Source organism: Bacillus sp. MMSF_3328 (assembly GCF_030733525.1).
In the GTDB taxonomy this organism is placed as follows: domain Bacteria; phylum Bacillota; class Bacilli; order Bacillales; family Cytobacillaceae; genus Bacillus_AB; species Bacillus_AB infantis.
The window spans coordinates 48,770-64,627 of the sequence record NZ_JASHIV010000016.1 but is presented as its reverse complement, the minus strand read 5'-3'; the positions used below and the strand labels follow the sequence as shown (position 1 = coordinate 64,627).

General features: G+C 44.2%; 14 protein-coding genes and 1 riboswitch. Of the genes, 10 read left to right on the top strand and 4 right to left on the bottom strand.

Annotated elements, in window-relative coordinates; genetic code table 11:
• The first annotated feature begins 142 nt into the window (after window positions 1–142).
• Entirely contained in the window at window positions 143–1,945 is a 1,803-nt protein-coding gene (locus RBB45_RS20185; RefSeq protein WP_306010256.1) for a sensor histidine kinase, read from the top strand.
• Window positions 1,938–3,488, top strand: a complete 1,551-nt coding sequence (locus tag RBB45_RS20180) for a response regulator (protein WP_306010255.1) — start codon at window positions 1,938–1,940, stop codon at window positions 3,486–3,488. Before RBB45_RS20185 ends, RBB45_RS20180 begins: the two co-directional genes overlap by 8 nt.
• 140 nt (window positions 3,489–3,628) lie before the next feature.
• Here the strand turns inward: RBB45_RS20180 and RBB45_RS20175 are convergent, their stop codons facing one another.
• From RBB45_RS20175 to RBB45_RS20165, 3 genes are all read right to left on the bottom strand, one after another.
• Window positions 3,629–4,672 (bottom strand): ribonucleotide-diphosphate reductase subunit beta, encoded by a 1,044-nt coding sequence (locus RBB45_RS20175; protein ID WP_022544058.1) that lies wholly within the window; start codon window positions 4,670–4,672, stop codon window positions 3,629–3,631.
• Window positions 4,673–4,689: 17 nt separating this feature from the next.
• On the bottom strand, window positions 4,690–6,921 hold the full coding sequence (locus RBB45_RS20170; RefSeq protein ID WP_306010254.1) for a ribonucleoside-diphosphate reductase subunit alpha: 2,232 nt from the start codon (window positions 6,919–6,921) through the stop codon (window positions 4,690–4,692).
• Between the two features lie 134 nt (window positions 6,922–7,055).
• Window positions 7,056–7,252, bottom strand: a riboswitch (cobalamin riboswitch).
• Between the two features lie 222 nt (window positions 7,253–7,474).
• Window positions 7,475–7,858 carry a hypothetical protein gene (locus tag RBB45_RS20165; RefSeq protein WP_009795560.1) on the bottom strand — a complete coding sequence of 128 codons (384 nt, stop codon included), beginning with the start codon at window positions 7,856–7,858 and terminating at the stop codon, window positions 7,475–7,477.
• A 227-nt stretch (window positions 7,859–8,085) separates the two neighbouring features.
• Between RBB45_RS20165 and RBB45_RS20160 the strand changes: the two genes are divergently transcribed.
• Genes RBB45_RS20160 through RBB45_RS20150 form a run of 3 tightly spaced genes read left to right on the top strand, consistent with a single transcriptional unit; the run spans window position 8,086 to window position 11,634 of the window.
• Complete coding sequence (locus RBB45_RS20160) at window positions 8,086–8,838, top strand: DeoR/GlpR family DNA-binding transcription regulator (RefSeq protein WP_009795561.1); 753 nt, start codon at window positions 8,086–8,088, stop codon at window positions 8,836–8,838.
• Window positions 8,835–9,746: a 1-phosphofructokinase gene (pfkB, locus tag RBB45_RS20155; protein WP_306010253.1), complete on the top strand. Its 912-nt coding sequence runs from the start codon at window positions 8,835–8,837 to the stop codon at window positions 9,744–9,746. Before RBB45_RS20160 ends, pfkB begins: the two co-directional genes overlap by 4 nt.
• 13 nt (window positions 9,747–9,759) lie before the next feature.
• Window positions 9,760–11,634 carry a PTS fructose transporter subunit IIABC gene (locus tag RBB45_RS20150; protein WP_306010252.1) on the top strand — a complete coding sequence of 625 codons (1,875 nt, stop codon included), beginning with the start codon at window positions 9,760–9,762 and terminating at the stop codon, window positions 11,632–11,634.
• 53 nt (window positions 11,635–11,687) lie between these two features.
• Here the strand turns inward: RBB45_RS20150 and RBB45_RS20145 are convergent, their stop codons facing one another.
• The gene (locus tag RBB45_RS20145; RefSeq protein WP_094768956.1) at window positions 11,688–12,221 is read right to left on the bottom strand and encodes a DJ-1/PfpI family protein; all 534 of its coding nucleotides are present in this window, start codon (window positions 12,219–12,221) and stop codon (window positions 11,688–11,690) included.
• Between the two features lie 157 nt (window positions 12,222–12,378).
• Here RBB45_RS20145 and RBB45_RS20140 point away from each other — a divergent pair, with 157 nt between their 5' ends.
• The 5 genes from RBB45_RS20140 to RBB45_RS20120 all read left to right on the top strand — a co-directional run bounded on the left by RBB45_RS20140 (window position 12,379) and on the right by RBB45_RS20120 (window position 14,993).
• Window positions 12,379–13,176, top strand: a complete 798-nt coding sequence (locus RBB45_RS20140; RefSeq protein ID WP_306010251.1) for a DUF2935 domain-containing protein — start codon at window positions 12,379–12,381, stop codon at window positions 13,174–13,176.
• Between the two features lie 91 nt (window positions 13,177–13,267).
• Window positions 13,268–13,618, top strand: coding sequence for a hypothetical protein (locus tag RBB45_RS20135; RefSeq protein ID WP_009795566.1), 351 nt, complete (start codon window positions 13,268–13,270; stop codon window positions 13,616–13,618).
• Window positions 13,619–13,720: 102 nt separating this feature from the next.
• Window positions 13,721–13,957 (top strand): hypothetical protein, encoded by a 237-nt coding sequence (locus RBB45_RS20130; RefSeq protein WP_009795567.1) that lies wholly within the window; start codon window positions 13,721–13,723, stop codon window positions 13,955–13,957.
• A 146-nt stretch (window positions 13,958–14,103) separates the two neighbouring features.
• Window positions 14,104–14,226 carry a hypothetical protein gene (locus RBB45_RS20125; protein ID WP_009795568.1) on the top strand — a complete coding sequence of 41 codons (123 nt, stop codon included), beginning with the start codon at window positions 14,104–14,106 and terminating at the stop codon, window positions 14,224–14,226.
• A gap of 2 nt (window positions 14,227–14,228) precedes the next feature.
• Window positions 14,229–14,993: an alpha/beta fold hydrolase gene (locus RBB45_RS20120; RefSeq protein ID WP_306010250.1), complete on the top strand. Its 765-nt coding sequence runs from the start codon at window positions 14,229–14,231 to the stop codon at window positions 14,991–14,993.
• The last annotated feature ends 865 nt before the right edge of the window (window positions 14,994–15,858 follow it).

Genomic DNA, 15,858 nt, shown 5'->3' with positions numbered 1-15,858 from the left:
TCTTCTGACTGAGCAGCACGCATTGAAAATAGAAGAATAAATATTTCGAATTAAGAAAAAACTCATTTACCGTTCATAGAATATTAGATATTGTTTAAGCAGGGGATCTAATCTTCTATTTCTTCTAAGGGGAACAAAAAAGATGGCTATGAAAATAAAAAACTTAATTCGCAAATACTTCCTTTTCTCTATAAAATCAACAATCAACACCCTCTATTTACCGATCATTATTATTTTTATATCCGTTTCCGGGCTGGTTTCTTCCTTGCTTGCAACCGCTCAGGTTGAAGAAAATGCATATAAAAATGTCAATGATACTATTTTTCAGACAAAGAATTCATTGGATTATATGCTCACTGATGTGTTTCAGCAGATTGTGGCTGTTTCGAATGATCCAATGGTTTTAAACTTAATTGGAATGGAACAGTCTGACATTAAACCGAAGTATTATGTGGAAATAGATAAAACATTGCAGCTTGTTTATTCCCGCTATAATATCATACTGGAGTCCGTCCTGATCGATCTCAATCAAGGAGAATTTTTGCTGTATCATAGTGATTACACAGCTAACCCAACAGTTTCCTATGATCAGTATTTTAATCATTATAAAGGCAGCAAAGAGGGATTTTACTGGAGGAATATACATCAGGATCAAATTTTTGATACCAATCATGAAGTGATGTCGGTATTCAGGCTCATTGAAAAGGAATACTATTCTGAAAAAGGAATTGTATTATTTAATCTTCGCGATGAATTCTTTGAGCAGGTGCTGAACAAATCACTTATCGGTGATAACGGCTATCTGACACTGATAAGCCCGAACGGCAAATATGAATCCAAAAACGTTAAAACGGAATACAAGCTGGATAACAAAACTCTTCGTTCCCTTCAGCAAACGGAGGAAGAGGACGGGCAGTTTTTTTATAAAAGCGCTTCCGGGGAAGATATGATCGTTATCTATGATACTGTCGAACCGAACAACTGGAAGCTGGCAGCTGTAGTCCCGCAGGATGAAATATTAAACAAGGTGAATTATATAAAGCATTCTACCGTTTTCTTCATCTTATTAATGATAGTCAGTGCTATATTCCTCACCTATCTGGTAGGGAAGTACATCTCAAAGCCTTTTGAGAACATGGCGGAGCAAATGCGGACCGTTAATAAGAAAAGCCTTGATTTTTATCATGAAACATCAGGCCCGGAGGAAATGAAAATTCTTCATACCGGGTTTAAAGAACTGCTCCTGCGAATTCAATCACTGATGGACCAGATCCGCCTGGAGCAGGAAGAGAAACGGCAGCTGGAGTTTGCTATTATGCATGCGCAAATTAATCCTCATTTCCTCTATAACACGCTGTATTCCATTAAGGGATTATGTGATATGGGGCTTAATAAGGATGCAAGCAGCATGGTGAGCGCACTGTCCAGTTTTTTCCGTATTGGGATCAGCAAAGGAAAAGAAATTATTCCTATTAAAGATGAATTAGAGCATATCGAACACTATTTATTCATTCAGGAGATGCGCTACGGTGATGACTTCTCCTACATGATCGATGTAGAAAAAGAAATCCTTTCCTATAATATTGTTAAGCTCTCTTTGCAGCCTCTTATTGAAAATGCCATATATCATGGTGTAAAGCAGAAAAGAGGGCAAGGGGAGATTATAATAAGAGGTTACCAGGATAAAGGGCTCATTCACTTAGAGGTTGCTGATAATGGCAATGGAATCGAAAAAGAAAAACTTCAGGATATTCTTAATGAAATGAAGTCTTCGTTTCAGGAAACCAAGAGCTTTATCGGGATTGGGCTAAAAAGCGTAAATGAACGGATTAAAATCCATTTTGGAAACGAGTATGGGTTAAGCATAGCCAGTGAACCAGGAAGCGGAACAGTGGCGAGCATCATTATTCCCAAGACAAAAGGGGAGTTCAGCGAGAATGTATAAGGTGATTGTTGTTGAAGATGACCGTATTATCCGCAGAGGGATCTGCGAGTCCATTAAATGGGGAGCGCATGGATTCGTGGTTGCAGGGGAAGCAGGAGACGGAGAGACGGCCCTGGGATTAATTGAAAAGGAGCAGCCCCAAGTTGTCATCTCGGATATAAATATGCCCTTTATGGACGGTTTGGAGATGGGGAAGAAAGTCAGGGAAATCAGCCCGGAAACCAGGATCATTTTTCTGACAGGATATGAAGAGTTTAAATATGCTCAGCAGGCCCTTAAAATGAAAGCGTTTGATTATTTGTTAAAGCCGGTAGATTCTGAGCATCTGCTCTTAAAAGCAAAGGAAGCAGCGGCAGACTGGGAACTGGAGGCCAGAAGAGAAATGAAAGTAACAGAGTCTCTCCCCTATCTTCAGCAAAAGTTCTTTCGGGAACTGATGAGAGAGGGTCATCAGCATGTGGATGTGGAGAAGGAATTGAATGAGCTGGGAGTTGGATTAGAGGGGCCAACCTTCGCTGCTGTTCTCGTTCATTCAACTGCCGGTCTCCATGAGAATACAATGAAAAGACTCAAAGAGGCGGCTTCCTCCCTTTTTACAGCGGGACAAATTATTGTCATGCATATAGATTCCAATGAGTGTGCAGTCCTTTTGTCACTTGATGATGAGAATGACTTAAGAAAAGGAAAGCTGGCCAATTTAATGCTTCATACACTTTATGAGCATGATGGACAGTCTGCAACAATAACGCTCGGAAGAACCTATCAGAATCTGTTTGAACTCGGAAAATCACTGCTGGAATCAAGGCTCGCGATGGATTTAAGGCATATCATGGGGAACGGGAAAGTTTTTTCTTTTGAAGATACCGTTTCAGGCGAGAAAGAAGCAAATGATTCTCTGCAAATGTTAGAGTCAGAATTAGAATGCCAAATCAAGCTCGGTATACCTGAAAAGGTTAGTGAAATCCTCGGCAGATTAAATAAGGCTATATTAGAGAGAAGAGCCCTCCCATTATCTGATTTAAAAGTTCTGGCGCTAAAATTCAGCACTTTGCTTTTCTTTGAATCTGAAAAGTGGAAAAAGGAAGAAAGCATAAGTTTTAATTCTTCAGACGTTTATGAGAGAATTATGGAAATGGAAACGCTAACCGAAATGATGGAGATTCTTCAATCACTGGTTTCACAGTGGGCAGATGCTTTGCATAGAAAACAAGACAAAAATCATTTCAGCCATGTTGACCAGGCGATAATTTACATGAAAGAACATTTTCATGACAGTACCCTGAGCCTGAAAAAAGTGGCTGAGATTATTCATGTCAGCACACCTTATTTAAGCAATTTATTCAAACTTGAAAAAGGGTTCAATTTTGGGGATTACCTGCTGGAACTCAGAATGAATAAAGCAATGGAAGAATTGCGCTTGGGGGATCTGAAAACGTATGAGATTTGTGAGAAGGTCGGCTACAGCAATCCCCAATATTTTAGTGTTTGCTTTAAAAAATATACAGGTTATACTCCTGCCGAATACAAGAAGCAGTTTGAATGAGCGATAATCCTGCCGGGCTGCTTATTAATGCCAATTCTCTGGAGCTCGTATTTTCATATAGTGTCTTCGTCCGGATTTTTGTATTATCTTCAGTAAAGAGCACCCCTGCAGACAAACAGGGGTGCTTTTTCATGAATCATTTATAAATCATCAAACCCATTATCCACTGTATTCACCTTCACATACTGCCTCGGCTTTTGTTCAAAAAAGTCCGATTTTCCAAGATCGACCTCTTCATAGGCCTTGATCCAGCGAAGGGGATTGGTCCTTGATCCTTCGAATGGGCGGTTAAAGCCCAGCTGGTTGGAGCGGACATTGGCATAGAATCTTATATATTCTTCCACATCCCCGATCAGGATGCCGCTTATTTTATCCCCGATGATGGATCGGGCCCATTCAATTTCAAGATAGGCCGCTTCCCTGAAAGTTGATTCTGCGAATTCCGCCAGCTCTTTTGTGTTCTGCTCAGGATATTCATCAAGGATTTCACGGAAAATTTTAACGAAAAGGTCGACATGCAGCTGTTCATCTCTATTAATATAGTTGATCATCGTGCTGGTAGCGACCATTTTCTGGTTTCTTGCCAGATGATAGAAAAAGGCGAAGCCGGAATAGAAGAACAGCCCCTCTAAAACAACATCAAATATGATGGACTTAAGAAGGCTGTCGACAGTGGGCGACTCTGCAAAATTTCTGTAGCCTGAAGCCACGAATTCATTCCGCTTTATTAGGGCAGGCTCGGTCCGCCAGAATTCAAATACCTCATCCTGCTTATTCTTATCAACAATACTTGAAAGCACATAAGAATAAGAATGGTTATGGATCACTTCCTGCTGGGCAAGGATGATCATCAGGGCGGAGAGGCTGGAATCTGTCAGGTAGTCAGCGACCTTACCGGCATAATCAGTCTGAATGCTGTCAAGCAGTGCCAGTAGGCCGATTATTTTTAAGAAAGCCTCCTTTTCTTCTTCTGATAAATCAGGAAACTGCTTGATGTCCTGTGACATATTGATTTCAAAAGGGGTCCAGAAATTGGCGAGCATCCGTTTATATTTAGGAAAGGCCCATTGAAACCTCACATCGTCCCAGTTCAGGATATTGGAACATTCTCCGTTGATGATTCCAGTAGAGCGGTTTGGTGCTGTTTTATTCATGATTTCTCTCTTATTGACAGGGGTTGTCATCGAATCACTCCTTTTCATTAGCTTGAGCAGGAATCGCAGTCTTCAAAGTCGGAAGAAGTAGAGCGGACATAGTATGTCGTCTTCAGTCCGTTTTTCCAGGCAGACAGATGCAAATCCAGCAGTTCCTTCGCTTTAATATTGTTCTGCACATATAAATTAAAAGAAATTGCCTGATCGATATGCTTCTGTCTTTTGCTGTTCTGCAGGATGCTCCAATGCTGGTCAATCACATAAGCCGATTTGTAATACCAGGTTGTATGCTCATTCAGGTCGGGTGCCGTTACCGGAATCTTATAATCTTTCTTTTCCTCAGAGTAGAATTTCCTGAATATCGGATCAATGCTCGGGCTGCTTCCTGCAATGATGCTAGTTGATGCATTTGGTGCTACAGCCATCAGATATCCATTTCGGATTCCATTTTTCCTGACAGCCTGCATCAATGAATCCCAATCATGCACAGAATCCAAACTGCTGTATCCCCGGGATGTAAAATATTCGCCTGAATGCCAGTCAGAGCCCTTGAAGCCCGGGTATGATCCTTTTTCCATTGCCAGATTCATGCTTGCTTTAATCGTCAGGAAGGCAATCTTTTCGTACAATTCATCTGCCAGCCGGACGGCTTCTTCGTTTTCCCACCTGAGCTTTTTCAAGGCGAGCAAATGGTGCCAGCCAAAGGTCCCGAGTCCGATTGCCCTGTATTTCCGGTTGGTGGCCACTCCCTGCAGGACGGGAATGGTATTCAAGTCAATCACATTATCAAGCATCCTGACCTGAATGGGAATCAATCTTTCCAATACATGGTCGGCTGCTGCCCTTGCCAGATTGATAGATGAAAGATTGCAGACGACAAAATCGCCGGGAATTTTCTCTATGATGATCCGGCCATCTTCCTCGCGCTGGTCTTTTGTGATCGTTGCGCTTTGATTCTGCACGATTTCAGTGCAGAGATTAGTGCAATAAATCATCCCCAAATGACGATTGGGGTTCTTCCTGTTTACCTCATCACGGTAAAACATGAATGGTGTGCCGGTTTCCAGCTGGCTGATCATAATCCTTTTCATAATATCGATTGCCGGAACTTTTTGCTTCGACAGCCGCGGGTTTGCGACGCATTCTTCATACTTAACCCTGAATGAACCTGCACCAGGCTTTTCATCATAAAAGTCTTCAAGGGAGAAGCCCATAACGCTGCGGACCTCATGGGGATCGAACAAATGCCAGTCCGCGCGGGCTTCTACTGTTTCCATGAATAGATCCGGCAGGCAGACCCCGGTGAATAAATCATGGGTGCGGTAGCGTTCATCACCGTTATTCAATTTGCTGTCCAGGAAGGAAAAGATATCTTTATGCCAGATGTCGAGATAGACGCTGACTGCCCCTTTGCGCTGGCCGAGCTGATCGACGCTGACAGCTGTGTTATTAAGCTGCTTCATCCATGGAAGGACCCCTGATGAAGCCCCTTTAAAGCCTTTTATATCACTGCCCCTGCTTCTGATTTTTCCCAGATAGACCCCGATGCCGCCGCCGTTCTTGGAAAGATTGGCGATATCTGTGTTGCTGTCATATATGCCCTGGAGACTGTCATCTACAGTATCAATAAAGCAGCTTGAAAGCTGTCCCCAATTTTTTCCTGCATTGGAAAGTGTAGGGGTTGCTGCTGTCATATACAGATTGCTTAAAGCCCAATAGGATTCCTTAATGAGGGACAATCTGCGTTCCTTTGGCTCTGAACGGTTCAAAGTCATGCTGATGATCATGAATCTTTCCTGAGGCAGCTCAAAAAGCCTCTTTTTCTTATCCCGGCTCAGGTAGCGGTCAGCCAGCATTTTCACTGCTATATATGTAAAAAGCCTGTCCTTTTCCGGGTCAATATAAGTCCCGATTATATCAATTTCTTCTTTTGTGTAGGATTCCAGCAGGACTGGGGAGTAGACGCCGGCATCGGTTAAATCGGTGATAAGCCCATACAGTGGGCCATAGCTTTCTCCGGCAGTGGAGCGCCGGTGCTCGGCAGCCTTCTCATAAAGACTTGATAAGTACAGGCGGGCGGCCACGTATGTCCAGTCAGGCTCAGCCTCGCTGATCATGGAAAGGGAATCAAGAATCAGCTGGTTTAGCAGTTCATCATTACTTGGAGTGTGATTATCCTGAAGCTGAGTCGCCCTTTTATAAAGCGGCTGAAAATCCAAATGCGGGAAATCAGAATCAATGGATGCCAATGGCAGCGGTTTTGCGGAAGAAATGTTCATAGTCGTACCTCCTGGGTTGATCAGTATTTTGACAATAAAAAAATCCGCCCACAATTTGGGCGGATCAAACGACGGCATAAAGGAAAATAAAACGATTTATACCATCGTTTCATCTTCCCAATCCCCGAAGAACCGAAACTCGTACAAGCATGGCAGGTCTCCTGGCTTGTGCTTCATCCTACTCTGAGCCCTTCCCATATATGCGCCTATTCAGCGTTCATATACAGTGGATGCTCATTTCGTACACACTTACAGTTGCGGGGACAGCTCCGGCGTTGAACCGGATTCCCTATTATGCCCTAAAAGGGCACCATCGCTTGCGGATTCTTATTCAATTGAAGGCTGGTGCCAAAAATCGGCAGCCAGGACGATTATTCGCTAAAATCCCCGGACTCTCTGCAAAAAAAATCGCTTCCCGAGTTTCAGAAGCGAAAAAGGAAAAAGAGACCATAAACAAAATTCATTCACAAGGACAACAATATGTAGTGCTGATTCCTGGTGGATTATCAATATGTTGTACCATGATTGTAGCATAGTTAAAAACCAACAGCAATCATAAAGCGATAAAATAATAAAAATATGGAAGGAGAAGCATGGCGCTCCCTGCAATTAGCAGAATCCGAGCCGTATTTGTCGAAAGCCTGCCGCTATTTTTCCATTTTTTATACCAGCTCCACCTCTGCAGATTTGTCTTATAAAGAAGAAAAAGAAGCATGCATAATGCAGCAGACTGAATATAGAATGGCAGACCGAACGCTTTGCCTGTTATATCTTCATCTGCCGGAACCGCAAGTTCAAGAATCTTTTCATGGAAAGACCCAAAAAGGGCAAACGCAGCAACAGCAATGATGATTACTTTAATCAATTCAAGATAAAAACCGCCAATATTTTTCACTGAGACACTCTCCAAAACATTTATATATTTTTGCTCTTTCATTATAGCCTCCCTTTAGACAGCTAACAAAACATAACGATTATCAAAATAATTAAAATAAAACAAAAACATTCATAAACAATCAAACATTGAATCTATTTGATTGTTTATGAGTGAAAATGATTGATTTTTGAAATCGATTCCATTACAATTGGCTTACATAATAAATCTTAAACTTCTAAGCCAAAAGCCATGAAGCGGCAATAATAAAGAGCTGGGAGGTGACAATCTTGCTGACGCCAGAGAGACATCAGCTCATTCTGCAAATGCTTAAAGAGAAGCATACAGTTAAAATACAGGAACTTGTAGAAATGACAGATTCCTCAGAATCAACCATCAGACGGGATTTATCACAGCTTGAAAATGATAAATTTTTAAAAAGGGTGCACGGAGGCGCTGCCAGGCTGCAGGGAAAGCTTCAAGAGCCGAGCATGGTTGAGAAATCATCCATAAACCGTCATGAGAAGAAGGATATTGCCAAGTATGCAGCAGGCCTTGTAGAAGAAGGAGATTGCCTATATCTGGATGCAGGGTCAACCGTTCAGGAAATGATTCCCTTTCTGCCTCTGAAAGACATTGTTGTCGTGACAAATGGCCTTATGCATATTCAAAGCCTTATGGAAAGAGGGATTAAGACCTTCCTTGTGGGCGGGTATGCAAAGCCGCACACAAATGCCATCATAGGCAGGGGGGCCTTAGCGAGCCTTGGGCAATACAGGTTTGATAAATGCTTTATGGGTGTTAATGGAATTCATCCGCAGTTCGGCTATACCACACCGGACCAGGAGGAAGCAATGATCAAGCAGACAGCTATTTCACTGTCGAGGGAAGCATATGTACTTTCGGATAGTTCGAAGTTTTCTGAAATCGCTTTCGCAAAAATTGCTGAGCTCCATGAAGCCTCCATTATCACAAATGAACTTGATGCAGACAGCAGGGAACAATTTATAAGTAAAACAAAAATTAAGGTTGTGACAGCATGATTTATACATTGACACTTAATCCTTCAGTTGATTATATTGTCGAGCTTGACAATGTCGAGATAGGCAGTTTGAACAGGACAAAAAATGAATCTAAATTTCCAGGAGGAAAAGGCATCAATGTTTCCCGGGTCCTGAAAAGGATGGGAGTTGACAGCGAAGCAATCGGTTTTGCCGGCGGATTCACCGGCAGATATATCACAGACTCTCTCCAGGAAGAGAATATTAGAACCCGTTTTGTCCAGGTAAAGGATGACACGAGAATCAATATCAAATTGAAAAGCGGTCAGGAAACTGAAATCAATGCCAGGGGGCCTGAAATCAGCAAGGAAGACTTGGATGCATTGACTTTTGAAATCAGCCGGCTGGGACAGGGAGATATGCTTGTGCTTGCAGGAAGCATCCCTTCCACAATGCCGGACAACACGTATGAAGCATTCGCGAAGATGTGCCATGAAGCAGGTGCAGGATTTGCAGCAGACGCAGAGGGCGAGCTGCTTAAAAAGGTTCTTCCGTACCGTCCTTTCCTGATCAAGCCGAATCACCATGAACTTGGAGAATTATTTGGCACAGAGATCCACACGTGCGAAGAAGTGCTTCCATACGCTAAGAAGCTTATCGAAATGGGTGCGCAAAACGTCATTATTTCACTGGCAGGGGAAGGTGCTGTATTCGTGAATGAAGATATGGCCATCGCGGCGACTGTTCCAAAGGGCATCTTGAGAAGCTCGGTGGGAGCAGGCGACTCTATGGTTGCCGGATTTCTTGCCGAATTCAGCCGAAGCGGCAGCTATGAGGCAGCATTTAAATACAGTGTAGCTTCCGGCAGTGCAACAGCCTTTTCTATTGGCCTGTGCACGATTGAAAAAGTAGAAGAGCTGCTGCCTCAGGTAGCGGTCAGAACAATATAAAGGGGAGAGCTTTATGAAAATTACAGAGCTGTTGACAAAAGATACAATCCTGCTCTCTATTAATGGCAGGGATAAGCGCGGAGCGATTGACCAGCTGGCAGAGACACTGGATAGAGCTGGAAAGCTTAATGATATTTCCGCTTTCAAAGAGGCCATTCTTAAAAGAGAAGAACAGAGCACTACGGGGATCGGGGACAGCATTGCGATTCCCCATGCGAAAACCGCGGCGGTTTCCAATGCTGCAATTGCGTTCGGCAAGTCAGCTGAAGGGGTGGATTATGATTCACTGGACGGACAGCCGTCACATCTATTCTTCATGATTGCTGCCCCTGAAGGTGCGAACAATACCCACCTTGAGGCACTTTCCCGCCTTTCTTCCATCCTTATGAGAGAAGAAGTGCGCAGGGAGCTTATGGAAGCGGATTCTGCGGAAACCGTTTTGAATATCATTAATGCACATGATGAAGAAGGCGAAGAAGAAGAGCAGAGCATGGAAAACAAAAAAGATTTCATCGTCGCCGTCACAGCCTGCCCTACAGGAATTGCACATACCTACATGGCAGCAGATTCCCTGAAAGCAAAAGCGGCTGAGCTGGGCATTGATATTAAGGTAGAGACCAATGGTTCCGGCGGAGCTAAAAATGTCCTCACCCGGGAAGAAATTGAAAACGCAGCTGCTGTTATTGTGGCAGCAGACACAAAAGTGGAAATGGAACGCTTCAAAGGGAAGCATGTCATTCAGACCGCTGTAGCAGACGGCATCCGAAAGCCTAAGGAGCTTATTGACAGGGCTGTTAAAAAAGATGCGCCGGTCTATCAGGGATCAGGCAATGCTTCATCTGAAGACAGCGGAAATAAGGAGAAAAAGGGCGGCATCTACAAGCATTTGATGAACGGTGTTTCCAATATGCTTCCGTTTGTTGTCGGCGGCGGAATCCTGATTGCGATTTCCTTTATGTTCGGCTATAACTCTGCGGATCCGAACGATCCTTCTTACAATGAATTTGCAGCGGCACTTATGACAATCGGCGGCGGCAATGCCTTTGGCCTGCTGGTTCCTGTGCTTGCCGGCTTCATTGCAATGAGCATCGCGGACCGTCCGGGCTTTGCACCTGGTATGGTCGGTGGTTTCATGGCAGCGAGCGGCGGGGCTGGATTCCTTGGCGGCTTGATCGCCGGATTCCTTGCCGGTTACATTGTTGTACTGCTTAAGAAGCTCCTATCCGGGCTTCCGGCTGCTCTTGAAGGAATAAAGACGATTCTGCTTTACCCGCTTCTTGGAATATTACTGACTGGCCTTGCCATGCTGTATGCAGTGAATGAGCCAGTCGGTGCACTGAATAATGCGATTACAGACTGGCTTGCCGGTCTCGGCACCGCCAATGCTGTACTGCTGGGTATTGTACTGGGCCTTATGATGGCCTTTGATATGGGAGGCCCTGTCAACAAGTCAGCATATGTATTTGGAACAGGCCTCCTGGCAAACGGCGTCTATGAGCCGATGGCTGCCATCATGGCGGCAGGTATGGTTCCGCCGCTTGCCATCGCTCTGGCTACTACTTTCTTTAAGAATAAATTCACGAAACAGGAAAGAGATGCAGGCACTGTCAACTATATCATGGGTGTATCTTTCATCACGGAAGGTGCCATCCCATTTGCGGCAGCAGATCCAATCAGGGTCATCCCATCTATCATGGCGGGTGCTGCCACAACCGGCGCTCTGTCCATGCTCTTTAACATCGGCCTCCGGGCACCTCACGGCGGAGTGTTTGTTTCCTTCCTAGTAGAAGGAAATGCGCTGCTGTATCTTTTGGCTATCCTGATTGGCTCGGTTGTATCTGCCGTCCTGTTGGGAATCTTTAAAAAACCTGCAGCACAAGTGAAGTAAAAATGACCGGAAAGCCTCTGTGCTTTCCGGTTTTTTCTTTTCTCAATAGTATCTCACCGATACCAGCCAGGGTTAAAATCAAGCTCCAGCACCTGGCCGAATTTAATGGCAAAGTCCACAAAGGCATTGCCCTTCGCTGTCAATATTCCCCTGTCAAACACATAAGGGGCGTCTACATATCTTTCTTCATTGAAAACCCCTAAGAACTCCCTGGACTGTTTGGAAATACCCGCTGTGTAAGAACGGTCATCCAGGATGCCGGATTTCGCCATAAGATAAGGCGCACTGGAAATTGCGGCAATGACGGCATCTTGTTTATATCCGCTCCGGATAAAGCTGAACAAGTCATCTTCCGCCAGCAGGTGCTTGAAATCATCAACACCTGGAAGTATCAGACTCTGGTATTGGGAAATCTCTGCCTCATTAAGAGAAATATCGGGATTGCACGAAAGCCCTGCTTCTCCTATTACAGGTTCATCATCAAGGCCGATGAAGACCTTTGGATGATTTGCCTGCGTCAATACAGAAATGACGGCTGATAATTCGTACTCGCTGAATCCGGGATACAGAATAATGGCTGTAGTCATCTTTCATACCTCCAATTCAAGGGAATTTACAATACTATTCGCCGCTCCTGCAGTAAACCCTTTTCAGTCCGTGCTTAATCCTGCTTCTTGGGCCAGGCATATTCTCAGTCAAGTTTAATATGAATGAGAGAAGAAGTTTTAACAGGGAGGGAAACATATGGCCAAAACATTCGAAGAAGCAGCAAAGGAAGAAAACGGATTCTGGCTGCAGATCCTCGGGGATCATGCGCGGTTCATCCATGATGCCCTGGCGCCGTCTGAAAAGGAAAATATCCGGACAGCGGAATATTTTATAACGGTCTTCGATGAATTGCTCGCACAGTCAGGAAGCGCAGATCCTATACAATTAGGCATACTGGCAGAAGGAGAGGCTGAAAAGCTGCGAGGCTTTAAGCTGAAGCTGATTGAAGAGCATCTGACCGGCAAAATCAAAATACATCTTGGCCCGACCTTCATCAACCATATGGTGAACGAGCTTGAGGAATACCTGCTTGTGCTTAGTTACTTAAAAAAAGGTGAAGCTCCGCCAGTATTTCATGAGCTTCATCATCATCTGATCTGGCTGCTTGATGCTGCGGGTCATGCTGGTGCGATATCAGACAATATGGACCGGATCGAGAAGATGATTAAAGAAAAAAGCGATGATTATACAAATCATTTTGAGGGCTTTTACTTAAAGGCTGTAGAGCTTACCGGATTTTTGAGGACGAATATCCAAAGCTTTCCGGCACTGGACCGGTTTAACAAAAACGTCAAGCTCGAGATGAAGTTATTTATGAATTTCCTGGATGAAATTGAAGAGCTTGAACTCTCAAACCAGGCCCTCGGAACGTTTGCTCCCCTGATGGCCGACCATATGTTCAGGGAAGAATGCTATTATTTGTCTAAGCTAGCCGAGGCACAGTCAGAAGGGAGGCCGGACTGTGATCCAGCGAAACCCCGGCTTCAGTATTAGCAAGCATTTCCCGGGCTGATAATATTACGCATTTTAACCTTCTCTAATGTGAACATACTAAAAAAGATCACATTTTGAGGAGGAATTCTTAGTGAAAAAAAGAGCAGCATCCATTCTGGCGATATTGTCCATTGTCCTGCCTTTGTCAGCCTGCGGGACAAACAACAATCAAATGAATGAGCCGGAAGAGATGAATTATACACCAATGCGCAATAATGGCGATGGTTTTGATAACGACCAGGTCAATCAGCCTAATAATGACAGCAACAGAGTTATTCCTTCCCGCTATGTTGATCCGGCTGACATGAGGCAGCTTGATGAACAAATTGAAGAGCAAAATGAAAGCAGCGAAGACTGGAGCGACCGGGGAATGCGAAACGACGAGACGCCGAAGACTGAAGACAAACCGGATCTTGGCGGAAATTTGTCTGGTGAAAGATAAAAGGAAAAAGCACAGCCGCAGAAATGCGGCTTTTTCTGTTTATGTGATAATCCCCATGGATTAGGGTAAAGGGTAAAAAACTAATCAGATTGCAGGGATTGTATGGACATTTTAAAATGGGGCTATATGCGGAGGGGGCAAAGAAAAGCAGTCTTTGATAAGTACCCGAATACCACTGTTATTTTCCGCCGGGTCAGGGGGTATTTCCTTGTTTACAGCATCGGATGGAATGAGAAAGACGGCGTTGTGGATCGAAGTGATATAGAACAGATGGAAATCCTTCTGAATAATGAGCTGGGACTGCTGGGAAATTACAAGGAAAGAGGCGGCAGGATCTAGCCAGCCGGTAAATCAAGGCAATCCGTTTCAGGTGCATGGCAGTTCTCTAATGCGAGCCATACTATTAAGGCAGCCAGGGATATGGCTGGAGACATTACGCAGCAGTAATGGCTGTCCAATCATGCTTCAGAAGGAGACTAAATTTCATGACTAAGCGCAATAGAAAAACGAAATCCGGCCTGCAAAGCGCCAAGAGCATAAACGATATGGAGTTTTCAAAGGATATGACAGCTTCAGAAAAGAAAGCTGAGAAACAGAGGCCTCACTGACTTTGGCCAGTTTTGAATATCGGTGCGGGAGGATTTTTTATGAAGAGATGGGGAGCGGGATTCCGTTAGTCTTCATTCACCCGCCTGGTATGGGAAGCGCGGTTTTTGAATGCCAAAAGCCCCTTTCTGGATGGTTCAGGGTTATTCTTCCAGATCTCAGCGGGCACGGCAGATCACCTGTCTGTCAGACAAACATATCTATTGGCGGGTATGCTAATGAAATAGCCGCTCTGCTGGATTCCCTGAAGATTGAAAGAGCAGCAGTTCTTGGATATTCTGCCGGGGGGCTGATCGCACAGGAATTTGCCCTCACTTATCCGGAGAGGGCTGCCGCGCTCATCCTGGCAAGCGGCTACCCGGAGGTCCAGTCAGCTGCATTTAAGTATGAACATCTTGCAGGCATGTATATGATCAAGCATCATCCGGATATCCTGATCCCGCTGCTTGCGGCAAGCCATACGCGAGATCATGCTTACCGGGCCAGGCTGGCGGAGCATATGGAGCTTGCAGACAAACAGATATGGTTCCAGTTCTACGGCCAGTCACTGCATTATAGTTGCACAGACAGGCTGAAAGAGCTCAAGGCTCCGCTGCTTCTGATGTACGGTTCCCGCGATTTTGCCAATCAGCATATCAGATCATACAAAAAGCACATTGATTGTCAATCAGCTGTCATTAAAAAAGTGGCCCATCAGCTGCCTACAAAAAAATGGCAAGCTTTTAACCAGGTTATACTTGGATTCCTTTTTTCGGAGGCAAAAATTTAGAACAGCCAGAGTGCTGTTCTTTTTAGCGTAAAAAAGCTTTTCTTAGGTATTATTTCCCATTATAATAAAGTTACTGAATTTATGCTGAGTAAATTTAGGAATAGATGATCAGGAGAATATATATGACAGATTACTTGGCTGACCTGCATAAAGGGAATCTATTGCTTGTCTATCTTTTATGGGCATGCGTGATACTTGGGGTTGCAGTAGCATCGGATACACCCAAAACAGTAGTGACCATATTGGCAGCGGGAGGGCCATTCTCCCTGTTTTGCAGCTTTATGATTTGGAGGAAAAAGGCCATCCCTCTTATCATGTATTTTATATCAATAGGATTGGCAGTCGTTTCTTTCTTTTTTGTCCAATCGACTGCTGAATTCACAAATTTGCTTATTTTCTTTTTAGCGCTTGGGATCATATCCCTGTATCATAATTACCGGCCGCTTCTCTTGAATGGACTGATCGCACTGGTGATGATGAACTATTTCCTGGCTGTTAAACCGGATTATGGCGAGGTTGATAAACTGGCTGTTAATGCATTTTTCATTTTGGTGCTTTCGGCTCTTACCGCCCAAAGCGTGCTGGGGAGCGGGATGCTGAAAAAAGTTGAATCAGGCAGAAAGCAGTCAGAGCTCCAAAAGCAGAAAACGGAAGTGGTCCTGCAGGAAGTTCAAAGAACAATCGAGGTATTGGGAAAGTCAAACCGAGGATTGAATGAAAATGCAGAGGTAACGGGAAAAATTACAGGTGAGGTGGTCCTCGCTTTCCAGGAGCTTGCAGGAGGGATTGAATCTCAGGCTGCAAGTATTACAGATGTTAATTCCGCTATTCAGGATGTGTATGATGGAGTTCTGAAGGCAAATGA

Coding starts and splice junctions, on each gene's coding strand:
- RBB45_RS20185 (WP_306010256.1), top strand. CDS start 143: ATGGCTATGAAAATAAAAAACTTAATTCGCAAATACTTCCTTTTCTCT.
- RBB45_RS20150 (WP_306010252.1), top strand. CDS start 9,760: ATGAAAATTACAGAGCTGTTGACAAAAGATACAATCCTGCTCTCTATT.
- RBB45_RS20140 (WP_306010251.1), top strand. CDS start 12,379: ATGGCCAAAACATTCGAAGAAGCAGCAAAGGAAGAAAACGGATTCTGG.
- RBB45_RS20165 (WP_009795560.1), bottom strand. CDS start 7,858: ATGAAAGAGCAAAAATATATAAATGTTTTGGAGAGTGTCTCAGTGAAA.
- RBB45_RS20175 (WP_022544058.1), bottom strand. CDS start 4,672: ATGACAACCCCTGTCAATAAGAGAGAAATCATGAATAAAACAGCACCA.
- RBB45_RS20170 (WP_306010254.1), bottom strand. CDS start 6,921: ATGAACATTTCTTCCGCAAAACCGCTGCCATTGGCATCCATTGATTCT.
- RBB45_RS20125 (WP_009795568.1), top strand. CDS start 14,104: ATGACTAAGCGCAATAGAAAAACGAAATCCGGCCTGCAAAGCGCCAAG.
- RBB45_RS20145 (WP_094768956.1), bottom strand. CDS start 12,221: ATGACTACAGCCATTATTCTGTATCCCGGATTCAGCGAGTACGAATTA.
- RBB45_RS20180 (WP_306010255.1), top strand. CDS start 1,938: ATGTATAAGGTGATTGTTGTTGAAGATGACCGTATTATCCGCAGAGGG.
- RBB45_RS20130 (WP_009795567.1), top strand. CDS start 13,721: ATGGACATTTTAAAATGGGGCTATATGCGGAGGGGGCAAAGAAAAGCA.
- pfkB (WP_306010253.1), top strand. CDS start 8,835: ATGATTTATACATTGACACTTAATCCTTCAGTTGATTATATTGTCGAG.